This window comes from Desertivirga xinjiangensis, from assembly GCF_024436435.1.
Classification (GTDB): domain Bacteria; phylum Bacteroidota; class Bacteroidia; order Sphingobacteriales; family Sphingobacteriaceae; genus Desertivirga; species Desertivirga xinjiangensis.
Genome location: NZ_JAFMZP010000005.1, coordinates 253,378 through 272,072, shown reverse-complemented (window position 1 = coordinate 272,072; position 18,695 = coordinate 253,378). Strand labels below are relative to the sequence as shown.

The following is an 18,695-nucleotide window of genomic DNA, read 5'->3' as shown; positions in this document are numbered from 1 at the left end:
GTATAGCTACTTTAGAAATAACAAATCAAGCTGTATAGCTCAATTACTATTAATCCCCTAACCTGTATAGCCTAATTAGGACGAGACAAAGAACCCCCATCGTATTTTATAGACCGTGACTAAACCGTATATGAACCGTACCAAGACCGTGAAAACGACAGTCTAAGTACGGCGGAAACACCCTCATAAATCAAGTTTGAACATAAGCGAATAAGACGATGATAGAGACCTGGGATTAAGTTAGGCTACAGCTAGTATTTTAATAATTGTAGATGGTAATGTATCGGAATGCTCTAAGAACAGGATGTCAGGACGAGTTAACATCTCTGTTGTAAAGATAGAAAATTCGTCAAAAAAATATGGCGACTGGCGGGTTATTTTTTTCAAAAAAAAGTCTCCGACTCACTAACGCGCCGTCTTTCTGACGCTCAGCTCTGGTGGTTGTCCGGTTTTACTGAATTACCGCTTAGATATTTATTCAAATCTGGCCAAAGTGCCGGAAACCTAAACCTGTTAAAATTCTTACAAATTTTCCCCTGCAGGCCCCTTTTGCTTATTTGAACTATCAGAATTTTCTTGCTGGTGCTGATCCGTCTTGATTTCGCGCGACAATTCAGTGTCATGACCGGTGTTTTCACCAATTTGGTCGCGATGCTCATTACCATCGTCGTTAGTTTTTTTTTGTGTATTTTCTTCGTCTATCATGGCTTGATGTTTTTTTAATAACAGAAATAAGATGTTTTGGTTTAGTCCTGCAGACATAAGGCTGTCATTGCAGGTTCTAAATTTGCAGGACAAACTGATGTATGGATCATTTTAATCAAATAAATTAGTGATGATAGATTCAAAAAAGGGCCAAGAAGGCTTCTGCCCTGCTACCCGGCAAGACTGGCGTGAATGGCTAGAAGAAAATCACGACAAGCAACAATCTGTATGGCTTATTTATTATAAAAGGAACTCTGAGGTTCGGTCAATAACTTATAATGAGGCTGTTGAAGAGGCCTTATGTTTTGGCTGGATAGACAGCACGAGAAAATCTTTGGATGATAACAGGTTTACTCAGTTCTTTTGTAAACGCAAGCCCAATAGTGTTTGGTCTAAAGTCAACAAGGAAAAAGTTCAGCGTTTGATCGAAGAAGGACTCATGACTGAAGCGGGCTGTAAAAGTATTGAAACAGCAAAGCAAAATGGCTCGTGGTCCATTTTAGATGAGGTTGAAGAATTAATAATCCCCAAAGATCTGGAAGCAGTATTCAATTCCCATCCAGGTTCAAGGGACTATTTTCTAAGCCTAAGCAGGTCTGTCAGAAAAGGTATCCTGCAGTGGTTAGTTCTCGCGAAACAGGAGCAAACGAGGCAAAGAAGAATTATGGAAATTGCGGAGCTGGCAGCTCAGAAGCTGAAACCTAAACAATTCAGGTAACACTTAGAAGTCCCATATGCCATTTTCCGTTGTTAATATTACAGGGCGACTCTCTGTAATCATAATAGTATGTTCATGCTGGGCAACATATCCTCCCCTGTTTCCCAGCATCGTGAAACCATCGGTTTGTTCAACGGCAAGTGTCGACGCTGTTGAAATGAAAGTTTCAACTGCCACTATGGTGTTTTTTCGGAACCTCCGCTGATCCAGTCGATCTTTATAATTGAGAATATCGTGGGGCTGCTCATGCAATCCACGCCCGATACCATGGCCTCCGAGATTTTTGATAACTGTAAAGCCATTGCGTTTTGCTTCCTTTTCTATAAACTCGCCGATAGCATTAATTTTTACGCCCCCGCTTATTCGCGCGATAGCTTCTTTAAGAATAAGCTGGGAAGTCGCTACCAGTTTTTTATGTCCGAATATATCTTCACCAACAACAAATGAACCTCCGTTATCGGACCAATATCCCTCCAATTCGGCCGAAACGTCAATATTCAGCAAGTCACCTTCTTTCAGGATCCGCTCAGAGGAGGGAATTCCATGTGCCACCTCTTCATTCAAACTGATACAGCTATGCCCGGGAAACTTATAGGTTAGATATGGTGCAGACCTCGCACCGAAACTCCCTAGAATTTGTCCCCCATATTCGTCCAGGTCTTTTGTTGACATTCCTGGTGCTGCAAAATTTCGCATCATTTTTAGGGTCGTGGCTACAGCTTCACTCGCCCGCTGCATTCCTTCAAGTTCCTTGTCGTTCGTAATGATCATCTTTATTTGTTACCTGACAAAACTATCGAAGCCTGAGTAGTTCCTATAGTATAATTTAGACATATTACAGCTCGATAACAAAATGTTATATTTGCGCCGTGCCTATCAGTTTTTTAAAGGATATAAAATCGAAGCAGAATCAGGAAATTGTTAAGCTCCTGTTTAGGAGCAATCTTGATGAGCATATACAAGGTCTGTATTTGTTCAATAGTAAGTTAGTACAGTCACGCCACTTGCTCTTTAACGACGGTTTTCCTGCATTGATTTTAATGCCCTCGGCAGAACACAGAAGCAATGTACAGATAGATGATGAGAATTTTCCGGTTGGAGCAGCATGGCTTTGCGGAGGCCTGATGAAAAGGGTTTTCTGGGAACCCGGAGCTACCTCTGGAGAAATACTGATCATCCAGTTTCAGCCATTCTCCTTTTTTGACCTCTTTAATCTAAACCCAGAGATATTTACTTCCAAACCTGTTCATGATTTCTGTGAAATCACAGGAAACGTATTTAAAAGCTTTATTACGGCTTTCTATAACTGCGTTGATCTTAAACAAAAAGTAAATCTTATCGAATCCTTTATTTCAAACCGGCGACCCAACCAGACATACCCACATTTATTAAAAGAAGGCATTCGGTACATCCAGGATAAGCAAGGAGACCTTAGTGTGAAAGAACTTAGCTTTGCCCTTGGATTAAATTTGAGCTATAAATGGTGGGAAAGGACTTTCAAAAGACACCTGGGAATGTCCCCTCAACGGTATATACAATCGCAACGTTTCCTCTACACTTATATCGAACTTGATACTAGTCCTAAAAAAGAGCTGATAGAAGTTGCGCTTAACAATGGATATTGTGATATGAACCATTTGGTGAAGAACTTTCGCGAGTACACCGGCGAGCCTCCCAGAACTTTTTTCAGGAAATATTAAACCAGACGGATCATCACCTGGTTCGGTGTACCGGTAGCTGTTTATAATGAATAGGATAGCTGTGCCAATGCTGTATGAATTTATGGGTAAGCAGGTAACATTAGTTGATTGTGCCCAAAAATTCAGATACAGCCTCGTTCAGTTCAGAATTTTTCTCCAACAAGTTCTGATGCCCTCCACTTAGTAGTTTCAACTCTGAACCTGCAATTTTTTCACTCAGGGCTTTGCTTGCATCCGGTCTTACTAACCTGTCGTCCTTAGCTCCTACTATAAGTGCGGGCACGTCTCTAATTGCGCTGGCATCCACTTCAAACTTAAAGAGCTCCAGAAGCCCCTCGGCCGTAATATGTGGCGGACAGCCAAGGCTGATGCGACTTAGAAATAAAAGCTGTGCAGCACTTTGCCTGCCGGTAAAAAAGACATACCTGAAAAACAGCGCATGCAAGCCCGTTAAATATGCCACAATATTAAACAGCCAGATCAACCTGCTATACTTTTTCGCCATACGCAGTGCGGGTGCGAGCACTGGCTTCTGAAGCGGATAGAGAAAGCTGCTTCCGAAACAAGTCTTTAAAGCATTGGTATAGGGGCTTTGTTGTATAATAATAGCGTGTAACAAGGTATCATTTCGATTTTCCTTGCAGTACTTCAGTATGACACTACCGCCCATACTATGCCCCCATAATACATAGTCTTCCATTTTCAAAAAGCCAAGCAACTCTTTCAGATCTCTCGACAAGGTGTCGACCGAAAGGTCAGATGCAGGGCCTGAATTACCATGTCCGGGCAGATCGATCAGGACCAAATGATATTTCCCCTCAAAAAACCGACGTTGATAAAACCATTGCTGTAAATCAGAATTTAACCCATGTATCAATACCAAAGGAGGAAGCTGATCACTACCCTCCCTCACTATGTGATAGCGGTTACCACTTGAGGCCTCGATAACCATGCTGTTTTCTGCAGAGAGCCGTTTGGGATTCTCAGCATCTTTTATACGAGACGACAGAAGCTGCGACACCACATATCGTCCGAACAATAGCGCTAATACAGCAGCCGACAGCATCCAATCTTGTCTATTACGTTTTGTCATCTGAATAAATTACGAGTTGTTTTTAAATACAGACCCTTCGGGGGGATATGGTATCGTATTTCTTAAGCTATCGATCCGTTCGGAACTAAAGTTTGGAAGCTGCATATCCCCTGCTTCGCGCCAGCGCTTAACCTGTTCTCCTGCCTCGGCTGTCCTCTCTGGTGATACGCCAGGGTCACGTGTTATATAAAGTCTTTGTGACGGCATGGCCAGGCCGGTACCGCTGGCAGTAATTACGTCCAACATCCGCAAATACAGATCCTCCTGGATCTCGAGATACTCGTCGTTATTTAATGTATTTATATATGCAAAAACTTCGAGCTTCAAAGCTTCAGTTCCAACTTCAATGAATCGTACACGTGCGGGTGATGGATCTACTTTTGGATGAGCATATAGAATACTGCGAAGCTCTACCAGTAAATAACGTATTTGATCAGTAGTAGTTTCGATTCGGAGGTTAAAGATTGGATGAAACCAAAAGCGGTCGCGATGCGCAAAGTTTTCTATTTTCTGAGAGGAGAATTCACCATTGGGGATCGTAACAATAGTGCGGTCAAGTGTCCTTATCCGGGTTGAGCGCATTCCGATCTGCTCAACCGTACCCATCACATCCCCAACCTTGCAAAAGTCGCCGACCCTTACAGGCTGGTCAGCAATCAGCGTTACACTCCCCACAAAATTCTCCATTGTTTTCTGTGCCCCCAGCGCCAGCGCGATACCACCAATTCCTAGTGCGGCTAATCCGGTGGTAACATCAAATCCAAAATTGTCAAGGATCAGAATAATACCGAGGATAATAAGGGCAACTTTCGCAGAGCGACGCAGAAAAAGAATTGCAGACACCCCGGCCTGGTTACCATGATGCACCAGCCTTCGCTCAAAAAATCGGGTACTAACCTCAAGCAGCTGCCAGAACAAAAGCATCACAGCAACAATAGCTACCATTACTGTTAGCGAGCTGAAGCGCTGGCGAAGTATAATAGAAATGCCCGCCTCCTGCATGGCTATAGTAAAAAGCCATATAGTAATGTATAAACGTATAGGTAAAGCAAATGCCTTTACAATTCCCAAGGTAGGTTCGGTTTTCGCTTTACGATAACCAAAAGGAATCAGTAAGAGGATGAAGTTGGTAATACCCCAGGCAATAAAGTAAGTTATGATCAAAAGACAGATTGCCCCAAACCAATGCGGCACTGGTACTCCTCCCCACTTCTTCCCTTCAAGCGACTTAGGCGATAATTTGTCGATGAGTGGTGCGATTGGTGCTTTTTCCACTAAAATTGGAACCCTTTGTATCGTTTCAGAAGAAAACAACCACAGAGGTCCGCCGTCCGGTCCCTCAGTCCTTTCAAGGATCAAATCGAATTCTTCGCTATTTATGGAAGCTGTTCCAATCTTTTCCAGATTTGGTCCGAGGTTATCATCCAGTATACCCGAGGCGTCATCACTGATCATAGGGTATGGAAGTATATTTCCATCCTTATCCAGTAATTGCTGCAGCGACCGGGCCAGGTTCTCTTTTTTCTGGTTTTTTTTCAGGGCAGAATCCAGCCGCAGGTACATTCCGGCTTTGACGTAATTTTCATCCGCAACGGCAGCAATGAAGCCTTCAATGGTCCCCCGAGGATTCCTTCTACCGAGCGAATCCGGAGCCCAAACAGGCTCCTGGGCCTGACCGGCATTCTGACTGGTATCATTAGGCAGTAATTCAGTTTGCGCAATCGTCTTTTCTGGCGAAAGTATCAAGAATGAAGCTAAAAGTATAAAAACGTATAAGGCAGTGTGTGAAATTCTTTTCATAGCTATTCCACTACTGAACCATTTAGAGATATGATGGTTTTGACATATCGTTAAAAAGCTTATCAGGTATTGCAACAATTGACGTATTAAAGCGTCTTGAGCACGCAAATGCCGGGGTTCTTTAAACTTTAGCTATCGATAGCTAAACCGGCTAACCCCACTGGTTAGAACCTCAACCTCTGCCGGTTTTAAGTTTATTTTAATGTCCTGAAGGTTCGGAAAAGCGGTACCTTTCCTTAGTATTACCGGATGCACCCAAAGATGGTACTGATCTATAAGATCATGCTTTATCAGGTAAGCAACCAGCGTGCTGCTGCCCAACACCACAATGTCCTTCCCTGGCTTCTGCTTTAATTCGACTATTCCTTTAATTAGCTCTCCTCCTAAAGGCCTGGAGTTTATCCAATTAAAACAACTTAATGTTTTCGAAACAACCACTTTGGTGTAACGGTTCATTATTTCTGAAAGGACAATATCCTCTCCGGATAAAGCGAAATCAATTGCTTTTGTGGTCCAGTATCCCGCCATGGCACTGTAAGTTTTTCTGCCTAGCAGAATCGTGTCAGCAGAACTTAGCAGTTTGGATAAAGCTTCGCACATTTCAAAATCCCAGTAAGGAAAGTGCCAATCTAACTCGCCATTAGGGCCGGCCATAAACCCGTCTTCCGTAATGTTCATAGATAAAATCACTTTCCTCATCACATCTTAATTTTAAAATTAAGTAAAGATAGCCGCATTGACAGGTCTGCATGCTGTGCAAATCTGACTTAAACAGGGTGCTTTTGCGACCTTTCTAAAAAATCATGGTGCGCTAAAAATATTAAAGCCGGAATGGAGGAGGATCTTTGCGCATGACAGCCTTATTGCCGTCAAAAACAAATCACCTGAATGAAAGAATATTTCTTTAAATTTGATTAATCTTCAGAGGTAATCATGAAACACGTAGCGATAATTATCCCGTTCGAAGCAGTTCCATCTGCCATTGTGGATCCGAGGTATATGTTCACAGCTGTTAACCAGTTTTTACTAAACGCAGGAAAAGAACCCGCGTTTGACGTCAAGCTTGTAGGAATATCAAAGCAGGTATTGCTCAATAACGGCGCCTTCTCTGTTAACACCGATATCACCATCGACGAATTGGAGAAAACCGACCTTGTGGTGATTCCCGCCTTGTCAGGCGATATGAAGAGTATGGTCGAATTAAATGCAGACTTCATTCCCTGGATTGTCAGGCAATATAAGAACGGTGCAGAGGTTGCGTCCTTATGCTTAGGAGCCTTCCTTCTGGCATCCACAGGTTTACTAAACGGAAAGTCGTGTTCAACACACTGGTTATTTGCAAACGAGTTCAGGTCAATGTTCCCTGAAGTAACCTTGACGGAAGGAACCATTATAACAGAGGAAGAAGGCCTCTATTCAAGTGGCGGCGCCAGCTCTTATTGGAATCTATTGCTTCATATAATTGAAAAATATGCCGGCCGTGAAATGTCGATTATGGCTGCTAAGTTTTTTGCGATTGAAATAGACCGCAAAAGCCAGTCGCCTTTTGTGATGTTCAATGGCCAGAAAAAACACGAAGATGAGCCTATAAAGCAGGCGCAGGAATTCATCGAGAAAAACTATACAGATAAATTATCTGTGGACGATCTGGCGGACAAGTTTGCCATGGGCAGGCGCCATTTCGAAAGACGCTTTAAAAAAGCAACAAGTAATTCGCCCGCCGAATATGTTCAAAGGGTTAAAATCGAAGCAGCAAAAAAACAGCTTGAAAATACAGCAAAAAACATAAATGAGGTGATGTATGAAGTAGGCTATTCCGATGCAAAAGCTTTCCGGATTGCTTTTAAAAAGATCACCGGCATGTCGCCAATAGATTATAAGCATAAATATAACAGGCAAGCTGCTGCGTAAATAATAGCATCATTTTAATAGCTACCCGAAGAGCCTCCACCACCGAAGTTTCCCCCGCCAAAAACATTGCTTTTTTCCGGCTGGGGATGCCCGCTACCGGAAAAGGATTCAGATATGATCAGAGACTCGGCGTTTAACCAATCTTCGTCGCCTGATTTCTGTGTTTCCCAGGACGTAAAACCGTTTCTAGGTTGTCGAAGATATTGACTGACCAGGTAAGAAAAGGCCAGTGTTATGGTACCGGCTATGATCAATGCCACTTCGACAGGAATCAAATGATAGTAGTTTCTGAAGGTGAGAACGGCAGCTGCTATCAGCAACAAACCTGTGCGCAGAAGAATCCTGTTCTTTTGTTTTATGCCGAATATGATATAGAGCAAGGGTATAGTCATCGTCCACATCCAAAAAAGCCAGTCTAATGGTATTGAAACAGACTCCGTACCACGAAGCATGTCTCCCAATTCTTTAACAACAAAGTAATTACCACATACATAAAGCGATATCAAACTTAATACCTGAAGCAAAGTTATACTGCCCGAATAAAAGTAAATAGCCGGGTTATGGATATTTTTTCTTAACAGCCAATACACCACAGCTGAAAAACTCATCATAACAAAAGGCATAGTATCCAGGCTGAAGGACCCGGTACTTTCCCAGGTAAAAAATATGAGGGCAAAACAGGACAAATATGCGAAAAGGGACATAAGCCTGTCGATGAAGCGAATGCTAAGGAAGGTGCTCAATATAAATAAAATGGCCGATACCGCATGATAATTTTCACCCGGGTTTCCAGTAAGGGAAGCCAGCGCCCAAATAAAAGCAAAAACTGATAAGGCCGCCGTGATCCATAGCAGGACATCGTCAATGCCAGACCGGAAATGGTGTTTTTGCCGGACCATCAATTCCAATACAATGTAGTGGAGCACAGCCAGGAAGACAAACCAACCGTAAGACTCCATTACATGTGCATCGGCAGCTATCAGGGTCAGAAAGCCGCACCCAAATAAGGAAATAATTACAGTGAGTATACCCAGTCCGATCCGGATAAAAATATTTGGTGAGTAAAAGTTCACCGGGTATTTTTTCTTAATGTCATTTAGCTCAGTATCCGAAATTAGGTTATCGCTATGCTTCTCTTCTACCTGTTCAACAAGAAATAAATTTGACAGCCAAACTTTATTGTAAATGATCATCACGTTGCATTTTTTTATTAGTGTTTATTAAAAACAGGATTACCCCAATTCCTGAAAGGATGAAATAGGAGAAGCCGAGAAATAACACAGCATCGTCTTTTAACATGAAAAGGCTTCGCATGGTAAAGCTGCTAATGCCGATATAACCGTAAATAACAGCAAGCATTGCAAAATAGAAGGATCCCCTGGTTAGAGCCTGACGATAGATCAGCCAACTGATGATCAGTAATAATACCAGCCAGACCAGGGCTGGGCCGTAATCATAAAAAAAGAATCCTGATAACAAAGCAATAAAGGTTAGGTGCACGCCAAAATGAAAATAACTAAAAGAGAAATGTCTCTTGATATCCAGCCTGATGGTACAATATCCGCTTGTCAGGAGTAAAACTCCGAGCCCCAGATAAGTATAGATCAATCTTTCGTCGGAGACATCTACACTTCTTATAAGATCTTTAGGAGTAAGCGCCACTCCCATCCATACAGCCAGGTTGGTAATTGCAAGGGTTAAAATTCCAATATGGTCAAAATAGTAAGCAATAAAGAAAAGTACAAGCATCGGTAAGAAGGTTGCTAAACCATACCTGTTGCCAAAAACTTCGTACTGGAATTGCAAGTATCCAACAAAACTTAGAAAACTAAGAGTTCCCAGCAAAAGTATATAGTCAAAAAAGGAACCTGGCGACTCTACTTTTTCAAAACTAAATGGTGCTTTTATTTTATCACACCAGGTGAAACAGCCCGCAGTAAGGGCAGCGATAAACAATAATACAACCTGGTGACTTATTGAATCAATGTTCTTGTATACGATTATACCGAGGCCTGTACTCAAAAGCAGTATTCCCAGATACAATACCGTTTTTAATTCCCAATGAACCGAAAACAATGGAGATTTCTGGCTGTCCCTGATTTTTTGGAAACTTCTGTCGCTCAATACACCTTCGTTATACAGTTTATCAAAGATGGAATTGATCATTGTTTAGGAAAGAAAAGATACATGAGGCAATATATCTTTTCTTGGGGAATTAAAAAAGTATTCGACACGCATGAAAGATACATCAATGCTTATGCAAAGCACTGTCCGGCTTATTAGTGATAGTGAACTGGCGAATTTCGCCTTTTTCCCAGGCATTTGCAAGTGGATCGACAGCCGGCATCGGGATATCTTCCCTTTGTTTCCTTTTTTCACTTACCGACACATTAAAGCGTTTATCTCTCTGTGTCAAAAGCTCTTGGTCTATTTGTCCGTCTTTTGTAAAGCCCATCATGATCATTGGCGAACCAAGGGGAAGCTTCCTGTGCTGATCAGTATGCCAGGTATGGATAGTTTTTCCATAAGTTGAAACCAGTTTTTCCATAAGTTCATGCTCGGCTACATCAGGTAAGCCAGGAGCAATCAGTTCACCAGACTTTACCTCATAGTGATGTGAATGCCAAAGTTTTTTCTCTTCCGGGGCTAAGGTTTTAAACAAACGCTCTGAAATAATATATTCAATGCCCATAATTTTGGCGTCCTCCTGGTTTCCGTCATAGATGATCGCCTGATGAACGTCTTCGTTTAATTGCGATACGTAATGGTGGGCTTCCATCTGTGCTCCCGGATTACCATTATAAAAGTGAAAGCCATTGAGATAGGCGCTTATCCTTTTTAACGGTGATTTTGATTGCAAAATGTGCGCACCAAGTTCAAGAGTTTTTGATTTAGCATCCTTTTTCTGACCGGGCGCATCGACATTTGAATCGGTGTTGTTTCCGCCACAGCTGTACAACAAAACAGTGCCCGTTAAAAGAAATACAGAAATAATTTGTTTCATAACAGCCCTTGGTTTATTCAGTTACCAACTGATAAGAGCTGCTATTGTTTTAGAACGAAACTTTTCTGGCTGTACCTATTTTAGATTTTGCCAATACCAGCTGGTGGCATCCTTCAATCCTTCTTTGACCGGATAAAGCGGATGGTATCCAAAAAGTAATTTTCCTTTCGAGATGTCTGCTAAAGAATGCGGGACATCACCCTTACGATTAACCGCGAAATGTGGTTGCAGTTGAGCGATGGCTGCATCATAAACAGAAAGGTTCTCTTTTAGATAATTGAACAATTGTAGCAGGCTTGTTTGCTCGCCACAGGCAACGTTAAAAATTTCACACACAGCATTAGCCTTTGGACGCGTTTTATTTATCGTCTCGTAATAAGCATCTTGCCTTTCCCGTAATTTTTCCGATGGTGTAATTGCAGCAAGCTGGTTCGCCAGAATCACATTGTCAATATAAGTAAAATCGCGGCTGTATGAACCATCCCCATTAATAACTGGTTCTTCATGTCTTATTAACTGGGATACAAATTTGGGTATTACAGCGGCATAGGCTCCAAAAGGATCCTGTTTCTTTCCAAATACATTGAAATATCGTAAGCCGATCGTTTCGATGCCATAAATTGCCGAGAAATTCTCAGCGAATAATTCATCAACATATTTTGTAATGGCATATGGGCTTAATGATTTACCGATAATGTGCTCTTGTTTTGGCAGGTCCGGATGATCACCATACGTAGAAGAACTAGCTGCATAAACAAATCGTTTTACTTTTGCTTCCGAGGCAGCATGCAGCATTTTCACAAATCCACCTATATTAACATCAGTAGTCGTCATAGGGTCCTGAATACTACGGGGAACCGAGCCAAGGGCTGCCTGATGAAGTACAATATCACAACCGTCCACTGCGTTTTTACAATCTTCGTAATTTCGGATATCGCCTTCAATGAGCTTAAAATTAGGTTCTGACAATAGTGCCTCAATATTCTCCTTTTTTCCTGTAGAAAAATTGTCGAGGCATATAACCTCATTGTTTTGAGCTACGAGGACTTCACAAAGATTTGAACCTATAAAACCGGCCCCACCGGTAACCAGTACCTTCGAATTATTTATTGTTTGATCTGTCAATTTAATGATCTTTACCTTATAAATTATAATCTCGCGTCAACCAGGTCTTTAGCCAAAATACCTTTTACATCATACACCACACAGGCATCGCTTTTCTTAATGGCAAGGTTTGCAAATTCTTTATGTGCCACAGCCAGTATTATTCCAGAATACTGGCTTAAATCCGGTTCTTGCAACCCTGGTAAGACCTCAAGGCCGTATTCATGCTTTACTTCAGATGCGTCTGCCCAGGGATCATGTATATCAACATCAATATCAAATGCTTTTAGCTCTTCTACAATTGATATAACCTTTGTGTTACGTATGTCTGGGCAATTCTCTTTAAAAGTAAATCCAAGTACGAGTACCTTCGATTCCATCACCTTGATGTTCTTTCTCATCATGTGCTTTATAAGCTCCATGGCGACATGCTTCCCCATGCTGTCATTAAGGCGACGGCCTGCGAGTATGATCTCAGGATGATAACCTACTTCCTGGGCCTTCTGTGCCAGGTAATAAGGATCTACACCGATACAATGCCCCCCTACCAAACCAGGTTTAAAAGTAAGGAAATTCCACTTTGTCGATGCGGCTTCCAGTACCTCCTTAGTATCTATGTTAAGCAAGTTGAAAATTTTTGCCAGCTCATTAACAAATGCAATATTGATATCTCTCTGGGAATTTTCTATAACCTTTGCGGCTTCGGCGACACGGATACTTGAAGCTTTAAATGTTCCTGCTGTAATAACAGAACGGTACAGCTGATCAATGTATTCGGCGGCTTCAGGCGTACTGCCTGAGGTTACTTTTAATATCTTGGTTACTGTATGCTCTTTATCACCCGGATTGATTCTCTCGGGTGAATATCCAACGTAAAAGTCTTCATTGAATTTGAGGCCAGAGATTTTTTCCAGGACAGGTACACATTCGTCTTCAGTAACGCCCGGATAAACCGTACTTTCGTAGATAACTACATCTCCTTGCTTTAACACAGCTCCTAAAGTCTCACTTGCTTTTAACATTGGAGTCAATACCGGTCTGTTATGCTTGTCAGTTGGAGTTGGCACCGTCACAATAAATATATTGCAGGATGCAATGGATGAAACATCTGCAGAAGGGAAAAAGCCGGTTTTCCGACTTTCTAATGCCTCTGAAGAAGCGACCAGAACATCTTTAAGATCTTCATCCTCAACTTCCAGGGTACTGTCATGGCCTTCAAGAAGTTCAGCTACTCTGACCTTATTTATATCAAAGCCGGTTACTCTATACTTTTTCGACATTGCGACTGCCAAAGGAAGTCCGACATAGCCCAGCCCAATGATCGCTATACGGGAGGCTTGCAAGGGTTTAAAAGTATTTGAAAAATTTGACTCTATACTCATTAAATATGTAATAACCAGATGTATTTTAAGATTTATATCCTGGGGCTACTTATACACGTTTAAGCCCGGACAAACACTTTTATAAAAAAGGCTGCAATGTATTGAAATTTGATGAAATAAATTTGGTTTTTAACAGAAAGGCAAGATGAGGGACTCTATTAAAACTGAAAAGCTTTCTTCCTTTTAGGGAAGAAGGCTTTCTTTAAATAAAGATTAACTAAAAGTCGTTATAACAGGCTCCCAGTTCTTATAGGTAAAGCATATATTATTGCTTAGTGAAAGAATAGGTGCCTTGTGCAAGACTATTATTCAGGGTAATACTTACTTTATAGTTAGCAGCCTCCTTAACCGCAACTATATCTTTTCCGCCAGCCAGGGTCAAAGTGCCAGTCAGACTATTCTCATCACTGCCGCCCCACTCGTACCAATCGGGGTTTACTGAGTAGAACTTCAGGTTGTTATTTGCCGGAAGGGCCAGAACTTTTTCAAATGTAAGCGGATGTTTGTAACTTAGCTGTACTTCCGTTCTCTGCTCCCAGTTCGTATAGTAAAAGAGCTTAATGTTGTAGTATTGCCAGCTTACCTGGGCTTTACTGAAATCGAGAGACAGCTTATAAGCCTGAGATCTCGCTACATTAAATTTACCCTTTCCCTGAACAACTTCCAGTAAAGGGTCTTCCCAAGCAACTTTATCATCGTTGGCATACTCATAAGCAGACAGTGGTTCCTTTATACAATAGGTGGTGCCACTACCATCCGCCTTAGTATTAAAAGAATAGTCTTTACTGTCCTCTAAAGGAACATAAACAGGTGTGCTGAACACACTGCCTTCTTTAATTAGTTCTACGCTGGAACCTGCAGAAAGAATTAAATAAAGGGATGCTGGTGCAACAGTTGGCGCTTTAGTCAACAGTTCTTTTTCCTGTTCTTCTTCCGGTTCTTCAGCCTTATCCTTTTTACAGGAAATTAATACAGAGTGCATCAGGAATAGCATCACTAGAAACTTTGTGGTTTTTTTCATAATTATATTGGATTGATTAACGATTTCTTATCAGTAAACAAATGCTCAAATACCATTTAGCATTCGTGTAACCTTCATTACTTTAGCGAACCAGGCATCCTGTATCTCAACCCTTCCCTATCCATCGCCTGGATATGCGAATTTAAACGCCTGGTAAAAGAGCTAAGATCTCTTCTATTATTTGCCCAAACAAACTCTGCGAAGGCTTGTAACCTGGGAAATACATAGTATTCTAGTGCAGCTTCGGAAGGTATATTCTCTGTAAACACCGAGGCCTGGTAGCCATCTATGTTGTTATTGAAGGCTGTACCGAACCTTTGACTGGGGTTAAAATTGTACAGCGTGGTTATGCTTTCATCTGTCGAAGAGCTGCTCAGGTAAAACCAGGTCCAGGGAGTCATCACAAACCTGTTCCCATTAGCCAGGGCATTCGTGGGAGTAACCCAATCTCTCCAATAGGTGATCACCGCATTAGCATTCACGCCAACCTCTGTAGCGTCGTCCCACACGATTGCTTTTCTGCCTTTGCTCGCAAGGTAAGACTGCAGCTCAGTGATGAACGTCTTTTGAATTTCTTTAACATTGCTGAGATTGTTATCCGCCATATATTGCTGGCAAACCGGCGACGATTCCCAGGTCGTTTTATCGACTTCGTCATTTCCGATATGAATATACTCAGAGGGAAAGATTGCCATCAATTCATCCAGTATAGCTAATGCGAACTGTTTAACGTTTGGTTTGCATGGGCAAATGGGATATGAAAACTCTTCCCCCCAACCTGCGGTTCCCGTTGCGGATAGCCATGGATACGCTTTAATTGCCGAGAACATATGTCCTGGCATGTCTACTTCCGGTATTACCTCGATATAATTTTTACCAGCGTAAGCCACAATTTCCTGTAGCTCAGCTTTGGTATAAGACGCTTTATAGATCTTCTCACCATCTTTGGTCGATACGAACCTGTTGTCTATCGCATAAATAGGGTTAGATTTCGCCCTTTCTACGTTTTCCAGATCATACTTATTAAAAACACGCCAGCTGCCTTGTTCTATCAGCTCCGGATAGCCCGGAATAGGAATACGCCATCCCTGGTCGTCTGTCAGATGCAAATGCAGTTTGTTTAGTTTATAAAGCGCCATCCAATCGATCAGTTTTTTCAAGTAATCCTTTGTATAGAAGTTCCTGGCAACATCGATGTGAAAAACCCTCCAGTCGTAAGAGGCCTTGTCTTGGATCAGCACTCCCTTCATTGTAATTTCAGCCGCACTCTTGTCTTGTCTGGCGTCCCACAGATACTGCCTGAACGTCTGTATGGCATGAAAGACTGATATTGCATCTTTACCGGAAATATCAATCTTATTCTTGTTGATTTTGATTTCGGAGGAGACTGCGTTTAAACTGCTGTTCTCGGAGATGGTAATTGTCTTAGGATCCGAGGCACTACCGTTATTCAAGGTAATGCCCAGTTTGTTTAAATCTTTATTTAGTAGTTCTACGCCAGCAGAATGCTGCCCGGCCGCCACTATTTTTACCGAGTTATCTAATACAAACTCATCCTCACTGAACAATACCGATTGAGGTAAAGGAATAATTGAATGCGTGGCCGACAAAGGAGGCTTGGTTGGCTCGCCGCCCTCGTCGCTTTTCGATTTCTTGCACGAAAAGCCAGGCATCGAAAATAATAGCGAAAGCAAGATCATAGCCTGCTTGTTAATCCTGATTGCTAACATAATCTTATTGGTTAAATTTTAATGAGACAGTATCCCCGCTTCTTCCACCGCCGGTTACTATATTGAACTTGTATGTTTTTGTCGTATCTGGTAAAAAGGGTCTGGAATATTTATTAGAACTTAATCCAGGCTGTGTACCATCAGTAGTGTAATAGATGTCAAACCCGGGATACTCTGTATTGCATAACACAAGTCCTTCCTGAATTTTAAGTCCCAAAGCCGGAAGCCTATAGGAGTAGCCGCCATTTAAGATGTCCAGTTTTGGAAGGTCAGCTGAACTCAATTGTTTCATAAAGCGTGCATAATCCATCGTTGCATCTTCATGATTGAACGTCGCACCAGATTCCCATGCCGGTTTTACTGCCCAGGCCCTTTCGGCTAATGCAATTAAGCGAGGCAATAACATGTATTCGAGCCTTTCCTGATCCTGGATCTTCTCTGTCCAAACCGCACCCTTGATTCCTATAAGGTTGCGTTTGCCCTCTTCAGTAAGCGCTTCTTTTTTATTAAAATATCCCTCAGCCAGTTTGTTTTCGGCATTGGTGTAAGAAATATTCAAGAAATAGTTTTCCGGAAGGAAAGAATAGGATTTTCTGAGGTTTGTGAAACCAGCCCATGTATGCCCGGGCTCATCAAAGGTATCCTTCCAGGCCAAATCAAAATAGAAATTATTTGCGCTGGTAAAAACTACTTTATAACCAGCGTTTGCAAGCTTGTATGCCAGGTCTTCCTGCCCCCCACCCGCCAAATTGTTCCATACATCCAACTGAATACCTGCATCAACTAATTGGGGATTAGTGGTCATGCCTTTTCCATTATTGACCATTCCCATCTCTTCCCACCCTGCCAGCTCCAAATCCTTAGCCTTACACAGATCTGCTATTTTCCTGATATAATATGGCCAAACCTCATGAACGGATTCAAGCTTTAAACTATCACAAAGCCGGGCAATTTCCGGAGACTTCTCCCATACGCCCCTGGGCACTTCGTCGCCACCAAGATGTACTTTTTTTAATGGAATACCGGCCTCCTCGCAGATGCTTTTTATATCATCAAGAACAGTGGAAATAAACCGGTAAACAGAAGGCAAAGCAACATTCATCACGTTGTCGTTCCAGCGTTGTGCCGATACATATTCGGATTTGTCCTTTATGTCGTGTAAAAGGTACTTTTCAGCTTCCTGCTTGTTCCCAAGTAACATATATTTATTATACCTGGCCTCCATTGATTTGATAGCTGCCCTCGCGTGCCCTGGTGTTTCCAGCTCTGTAATCACCTGTATGTGTCTCTCTGCTGCATATTTCAATACTTCTTTAAAGTCGCTGACGCTGTAATACGCTTTTTCAGTAGCATCAGCACCGGAGCCATATGAGGGTTGTAAAGATTTCCCATCCGGATACGACCCGCTTCTAACGCTTCCGACCTCTGTCAACTCCGGCAATGACGGAATTTCTAGTCTCCAGCCTTCATCATCGTTCAAGTGCCAATGGAGGGTATTTAATTTATACAGGGCCATCACATCAATGATGCGTTTTACAGATTCTTTGGTCTGAAAATTACGGGCCACGTCCAGCATCAGGCCCCGGTATCCAAACCTGGGTTTGTCTCTTATTGTGACAGAAGGAATCTCAAGCTTCTTAGAGTTTAGCTTCCAGTTTCCCGCTGTAGATAAAGACATAATTGTCTGCACTGCATAAAACGCACCTTTTGCTGTTCCGGCCTTAATCGAAATTCCATTTCTATTTACTAATAGCTCGTATTCCTCTTCTCCCAGAGCCGGGTTGTTAAGGATCTTTATATGCGAACCGTCTTTTCGGCTAGCTTTTTCAGGTAACTGGACGCCTGCAGTCTGATTTAAAAACTTTCTTAAATACGTCTCTTCTTTTCTAAAAACAGGATCAGCCCATAAAAGGGTCCGGGACGTAATAATGTATGATCCCTCTCCCTGCTGCAGAGCTAAAGGAGAGGGGGTAACTTGTTGCCTCGCCGCAGTCTCAGCCAATTGATTAGCGTCGTACTGCTCAGCCAGTCTGCTCAAAGCATATCCCATAGAGTTTTTGCCAGATTCTGAGGAGTATTTTACCTTATAGGCTTTTTTCTCCTCTGCACCATCGTAAGTAACATATAACCCGGAGGGTGCGTCTGTGAAATTCGGCAAGATGCCGTTCGTTGTAAAGCTAATTGTGATAGAGTCTTTTGCAGGGATTACAAGTTTTTTATCAATAAAGCTGAGTTGATACAGATCACCATTGCTGTGCCTTATTTTGAATCTTTCATCCACAGAGCCAATAGCTATAGCCCGCATAAAATTGAACCACAAGCTCCAGTTCTCACAGGAAATGGTTTCGTCAGATCGATTGTAAAGTGTTAAACTTGATACAGTGTCGGGTTTACCAGGATCCCCTTTTACTACCTGCCATCTTACTTCCATCTTTTCATGAACATCCTGGGCAAGGGAAGATAAAGAGAAAAGCATAGCCAACAACACCATCAGCTTGTGACGATTACTGGTAAAAGAATATAACAT

At 42.1% G+C, this 18,695-nt stretch carries 16 protein-coding genes; 3 read left to right on the top strand and 13 right to left on the bottom strand.

The features are described 5' to 3' along the window. Positions 1-522: 522 nt before the first annotated feature. Positions 523-705: a hypothetical protein gene (locus J3P37_RS15380; protein WP_256012237.1), complete on the bottom strand. Its 183-nt coding sequence runs from the start codon at positions 703-705 to the stop codon at positions 523-525. Positions 706-835: 130 nt separating this feature from the next. On the opposite strand from J3P37_RS15380, the gene J3P37_RS15375 reads away from it, so the two are divergent. After that, positions 836-1,423: a YdeI/OmpD-associated family protein gene (locus tag J3P37_RS15375; protein ID WP_256012236.1), complete on the top strand. Its 588-nt coding sequence runs from the start codon at positions 836-838 to the stop codon at positions 1,421-1,423. A 3-nt stretch (positions 1,424-1,426) separates the two neighbouring features. On the opposite strand, the gene map is transcribed toward J3P37_RS15375, so the two are convergent. Next, positions 1,427-2,194: a type I methionyl aminopeptidase gene (map, locus tag J3P37_RS15370; RefSeq protein WP_256012235.1), complete on the bottom strand. Its 768-nt coding sequence runs from the start codon at positions 2,192-2,194 to the stop codon at positions 1,427-1,429. A 98-nt stretch (positions 2,195-2,292) separates the two neighbouring features. On the opposite strand from map, the gene J3P37_RS15365 reads away from it, so the two are divergent. After that, a complete protein-coding gene (locus J3P37_RS15365; RefSeq protein WP_256012234.1) occupies positions 2,293-3,123 on the top strand; it encodes a helix-turn-helix domain-containing protein in 831 nt (276 codons plus the stop codon). Between the two features lie 100 nt (positions 3,124-3,223). Here J3P37_RS15365 and J3P37_RS15360 read toward each other — a convergent pair whose 3' ends face one another. The 3 genes from J3P37_RS15360 to J3P37_RS15350 form a co-directional block, all read right to left on the bottom strand. Beyond that, a complete protein-coding gene (locus tag J3P37_RS15360) occupies positions 3,224-4,216 on the bottom strand; it encodes an alpha/beta fold hydrolase (RefSeq protein ID WP_256012233.1) in 993 nt (330 codons plus the stop codon). Between the two features lie 9 nt (positions 4,217-4,225). After that, positions 4,226-6,016: a mechanosensitive ion channel family protein gene (locus tag J3P37_RS15355; protein ID WP_256012232.1), complete on the bottom strand. Its 1,791-nt coding sequence runs from the start codon at positions 6,014-6,016 to the stop codon at positions 4,226-4,228. A 132-nt stretch (positions 6,017-6,148) separates the two neighbouring features. Then, the gene (locus tag J3P37_RS15350) at positions 6,149-6,715 is read right to left on the bottom strand and encodes a dihydrofolate reductase family protein (protein WP_256012231.1); all 567 of its coding nucleotides are present in this window, start codon (positions 6,713-6,715) and stop codon (positions 6,149-6,151) included. A 234-nt stretch (positions 6,716-6,949) separates the two neighbouring features. Here J3P37_RS15350 and J3P37_RS15345 point away from each other — a divergent pair, with 234 nt between their 5' ends. Further along, on the top strand, positions 6,950-7,927 hold the full coding sequence (locus tag J3P37_RS15345) for a GlxA family transcriptional regulator (protein WP_256012230.1): 978 nt from the start codon (positions 6,950-6,952) through the stop codon (positions 7,925-7,927). Between the two features lie 14 nt (positions 7,928-7,941). Here the strand turns inward: J3P37_RS15345 and J3P37_RS15340 are convergent, their stop codons facing one another. From J3P37_RS15340 to J3P37_RS15305, 8 genes are all read right to left on the bottom strand, one after another. Continuing rightward, positions 7,942-9,120 carry a hypothetical protein gene (locus J3P37_RS15340; RefSeq protein WP_256012229.1) on the bottom strand — a complete coding sequence of 393 codons (1,179 nt, stop codon included), beginning with the start codon at positions 9,118-9,120 and terminating at the stop codon, positions 7,942-7,944. Next, a complete protein-coding gene (locus tag J3P37_RS15335; protein ID WP_256012228.1) occupies positions 9,104-10,093 on the bottom strand; it encodes a DUF2157 domain-containing protein in 990 nt (329 codons plus the stop codon). The genes J3P37_RS15340 and J3P37_RS15335 overlap by 17 nt, the downstream gene beginning before the upstream one ends. Positions 10,094-10,175: 82 nt before the next feature. Then, complete coding sequence (locus J3P37_RS15330) at positions 10,176-10,931, bottom strand: OBAP family protein (RefSeq protein ID WP_256012227.1); 756 nt, start codon at positions 10,929-10,931, stop codon at positions 10,176-10,178. A gap of 75 nt (positions 10,932-11,006) precedes the next feature. Continuing rightward, complete coding sequence (locus tag J3P37_RS15325; protein ID WP_256012226.1) at positions 11,007-12,056, bottom strand: SDR family NAD(P)-dependent oxidoreductase; 1,050 nt, start codon at positions 12,054-12,056, stop codon at positions 11,007-11,009. Positions 12,057-12,079: 23 nt separating this feature from the next. Further along, entirely contained in the window at positions 12,080-13,417 is a 1,338-nt protein-coding gene (locus J3P37_RS15320) for a nucleotide sugar dehydrogenase (protein WP_256012225.1), read from the bottom strand. A 265-nt stretch (positions 13,418-13,682) separates the two neighbouring features. Continuing rightward, positions 13,683-14,438: a hypothetical protein gene (locus J3P37_RS15315; RefSeq protein ID WP_256012224.1), complete on the bottom strand. Its 756-nt coding sequence runs from the start codon at positions 14,436-14,438 to the stop codon at positions 13,683-13,685. 77 nt (positions 14,439-14,515) lie between these two features. Then, positions 14,516-16,168 carry a beta-N-acetylhexosaminidase gene (locus J3P37_RS15310; protein ID WP_256012223.1) on the bottom strand — a complete coding sequence of 551 codons (1,653 nt, stop codon included), beginning with the start codon at positions 16,166-16,168 and terminating at the stop codon, positions 14,516-14,518. A 4-nt stretch (positions 16,169-16,172) separates the two neighbouring features. Continuing rightward, a complete protein-coding gene (locus J3P37_RS15305; RefSeq protein ID WP_256012222.1) occupies positions 16,173-18,695 on the bottom strand; it encodes a family 20 glycosylhydrolase in 2,523 nt (840 codons plus the stop codon).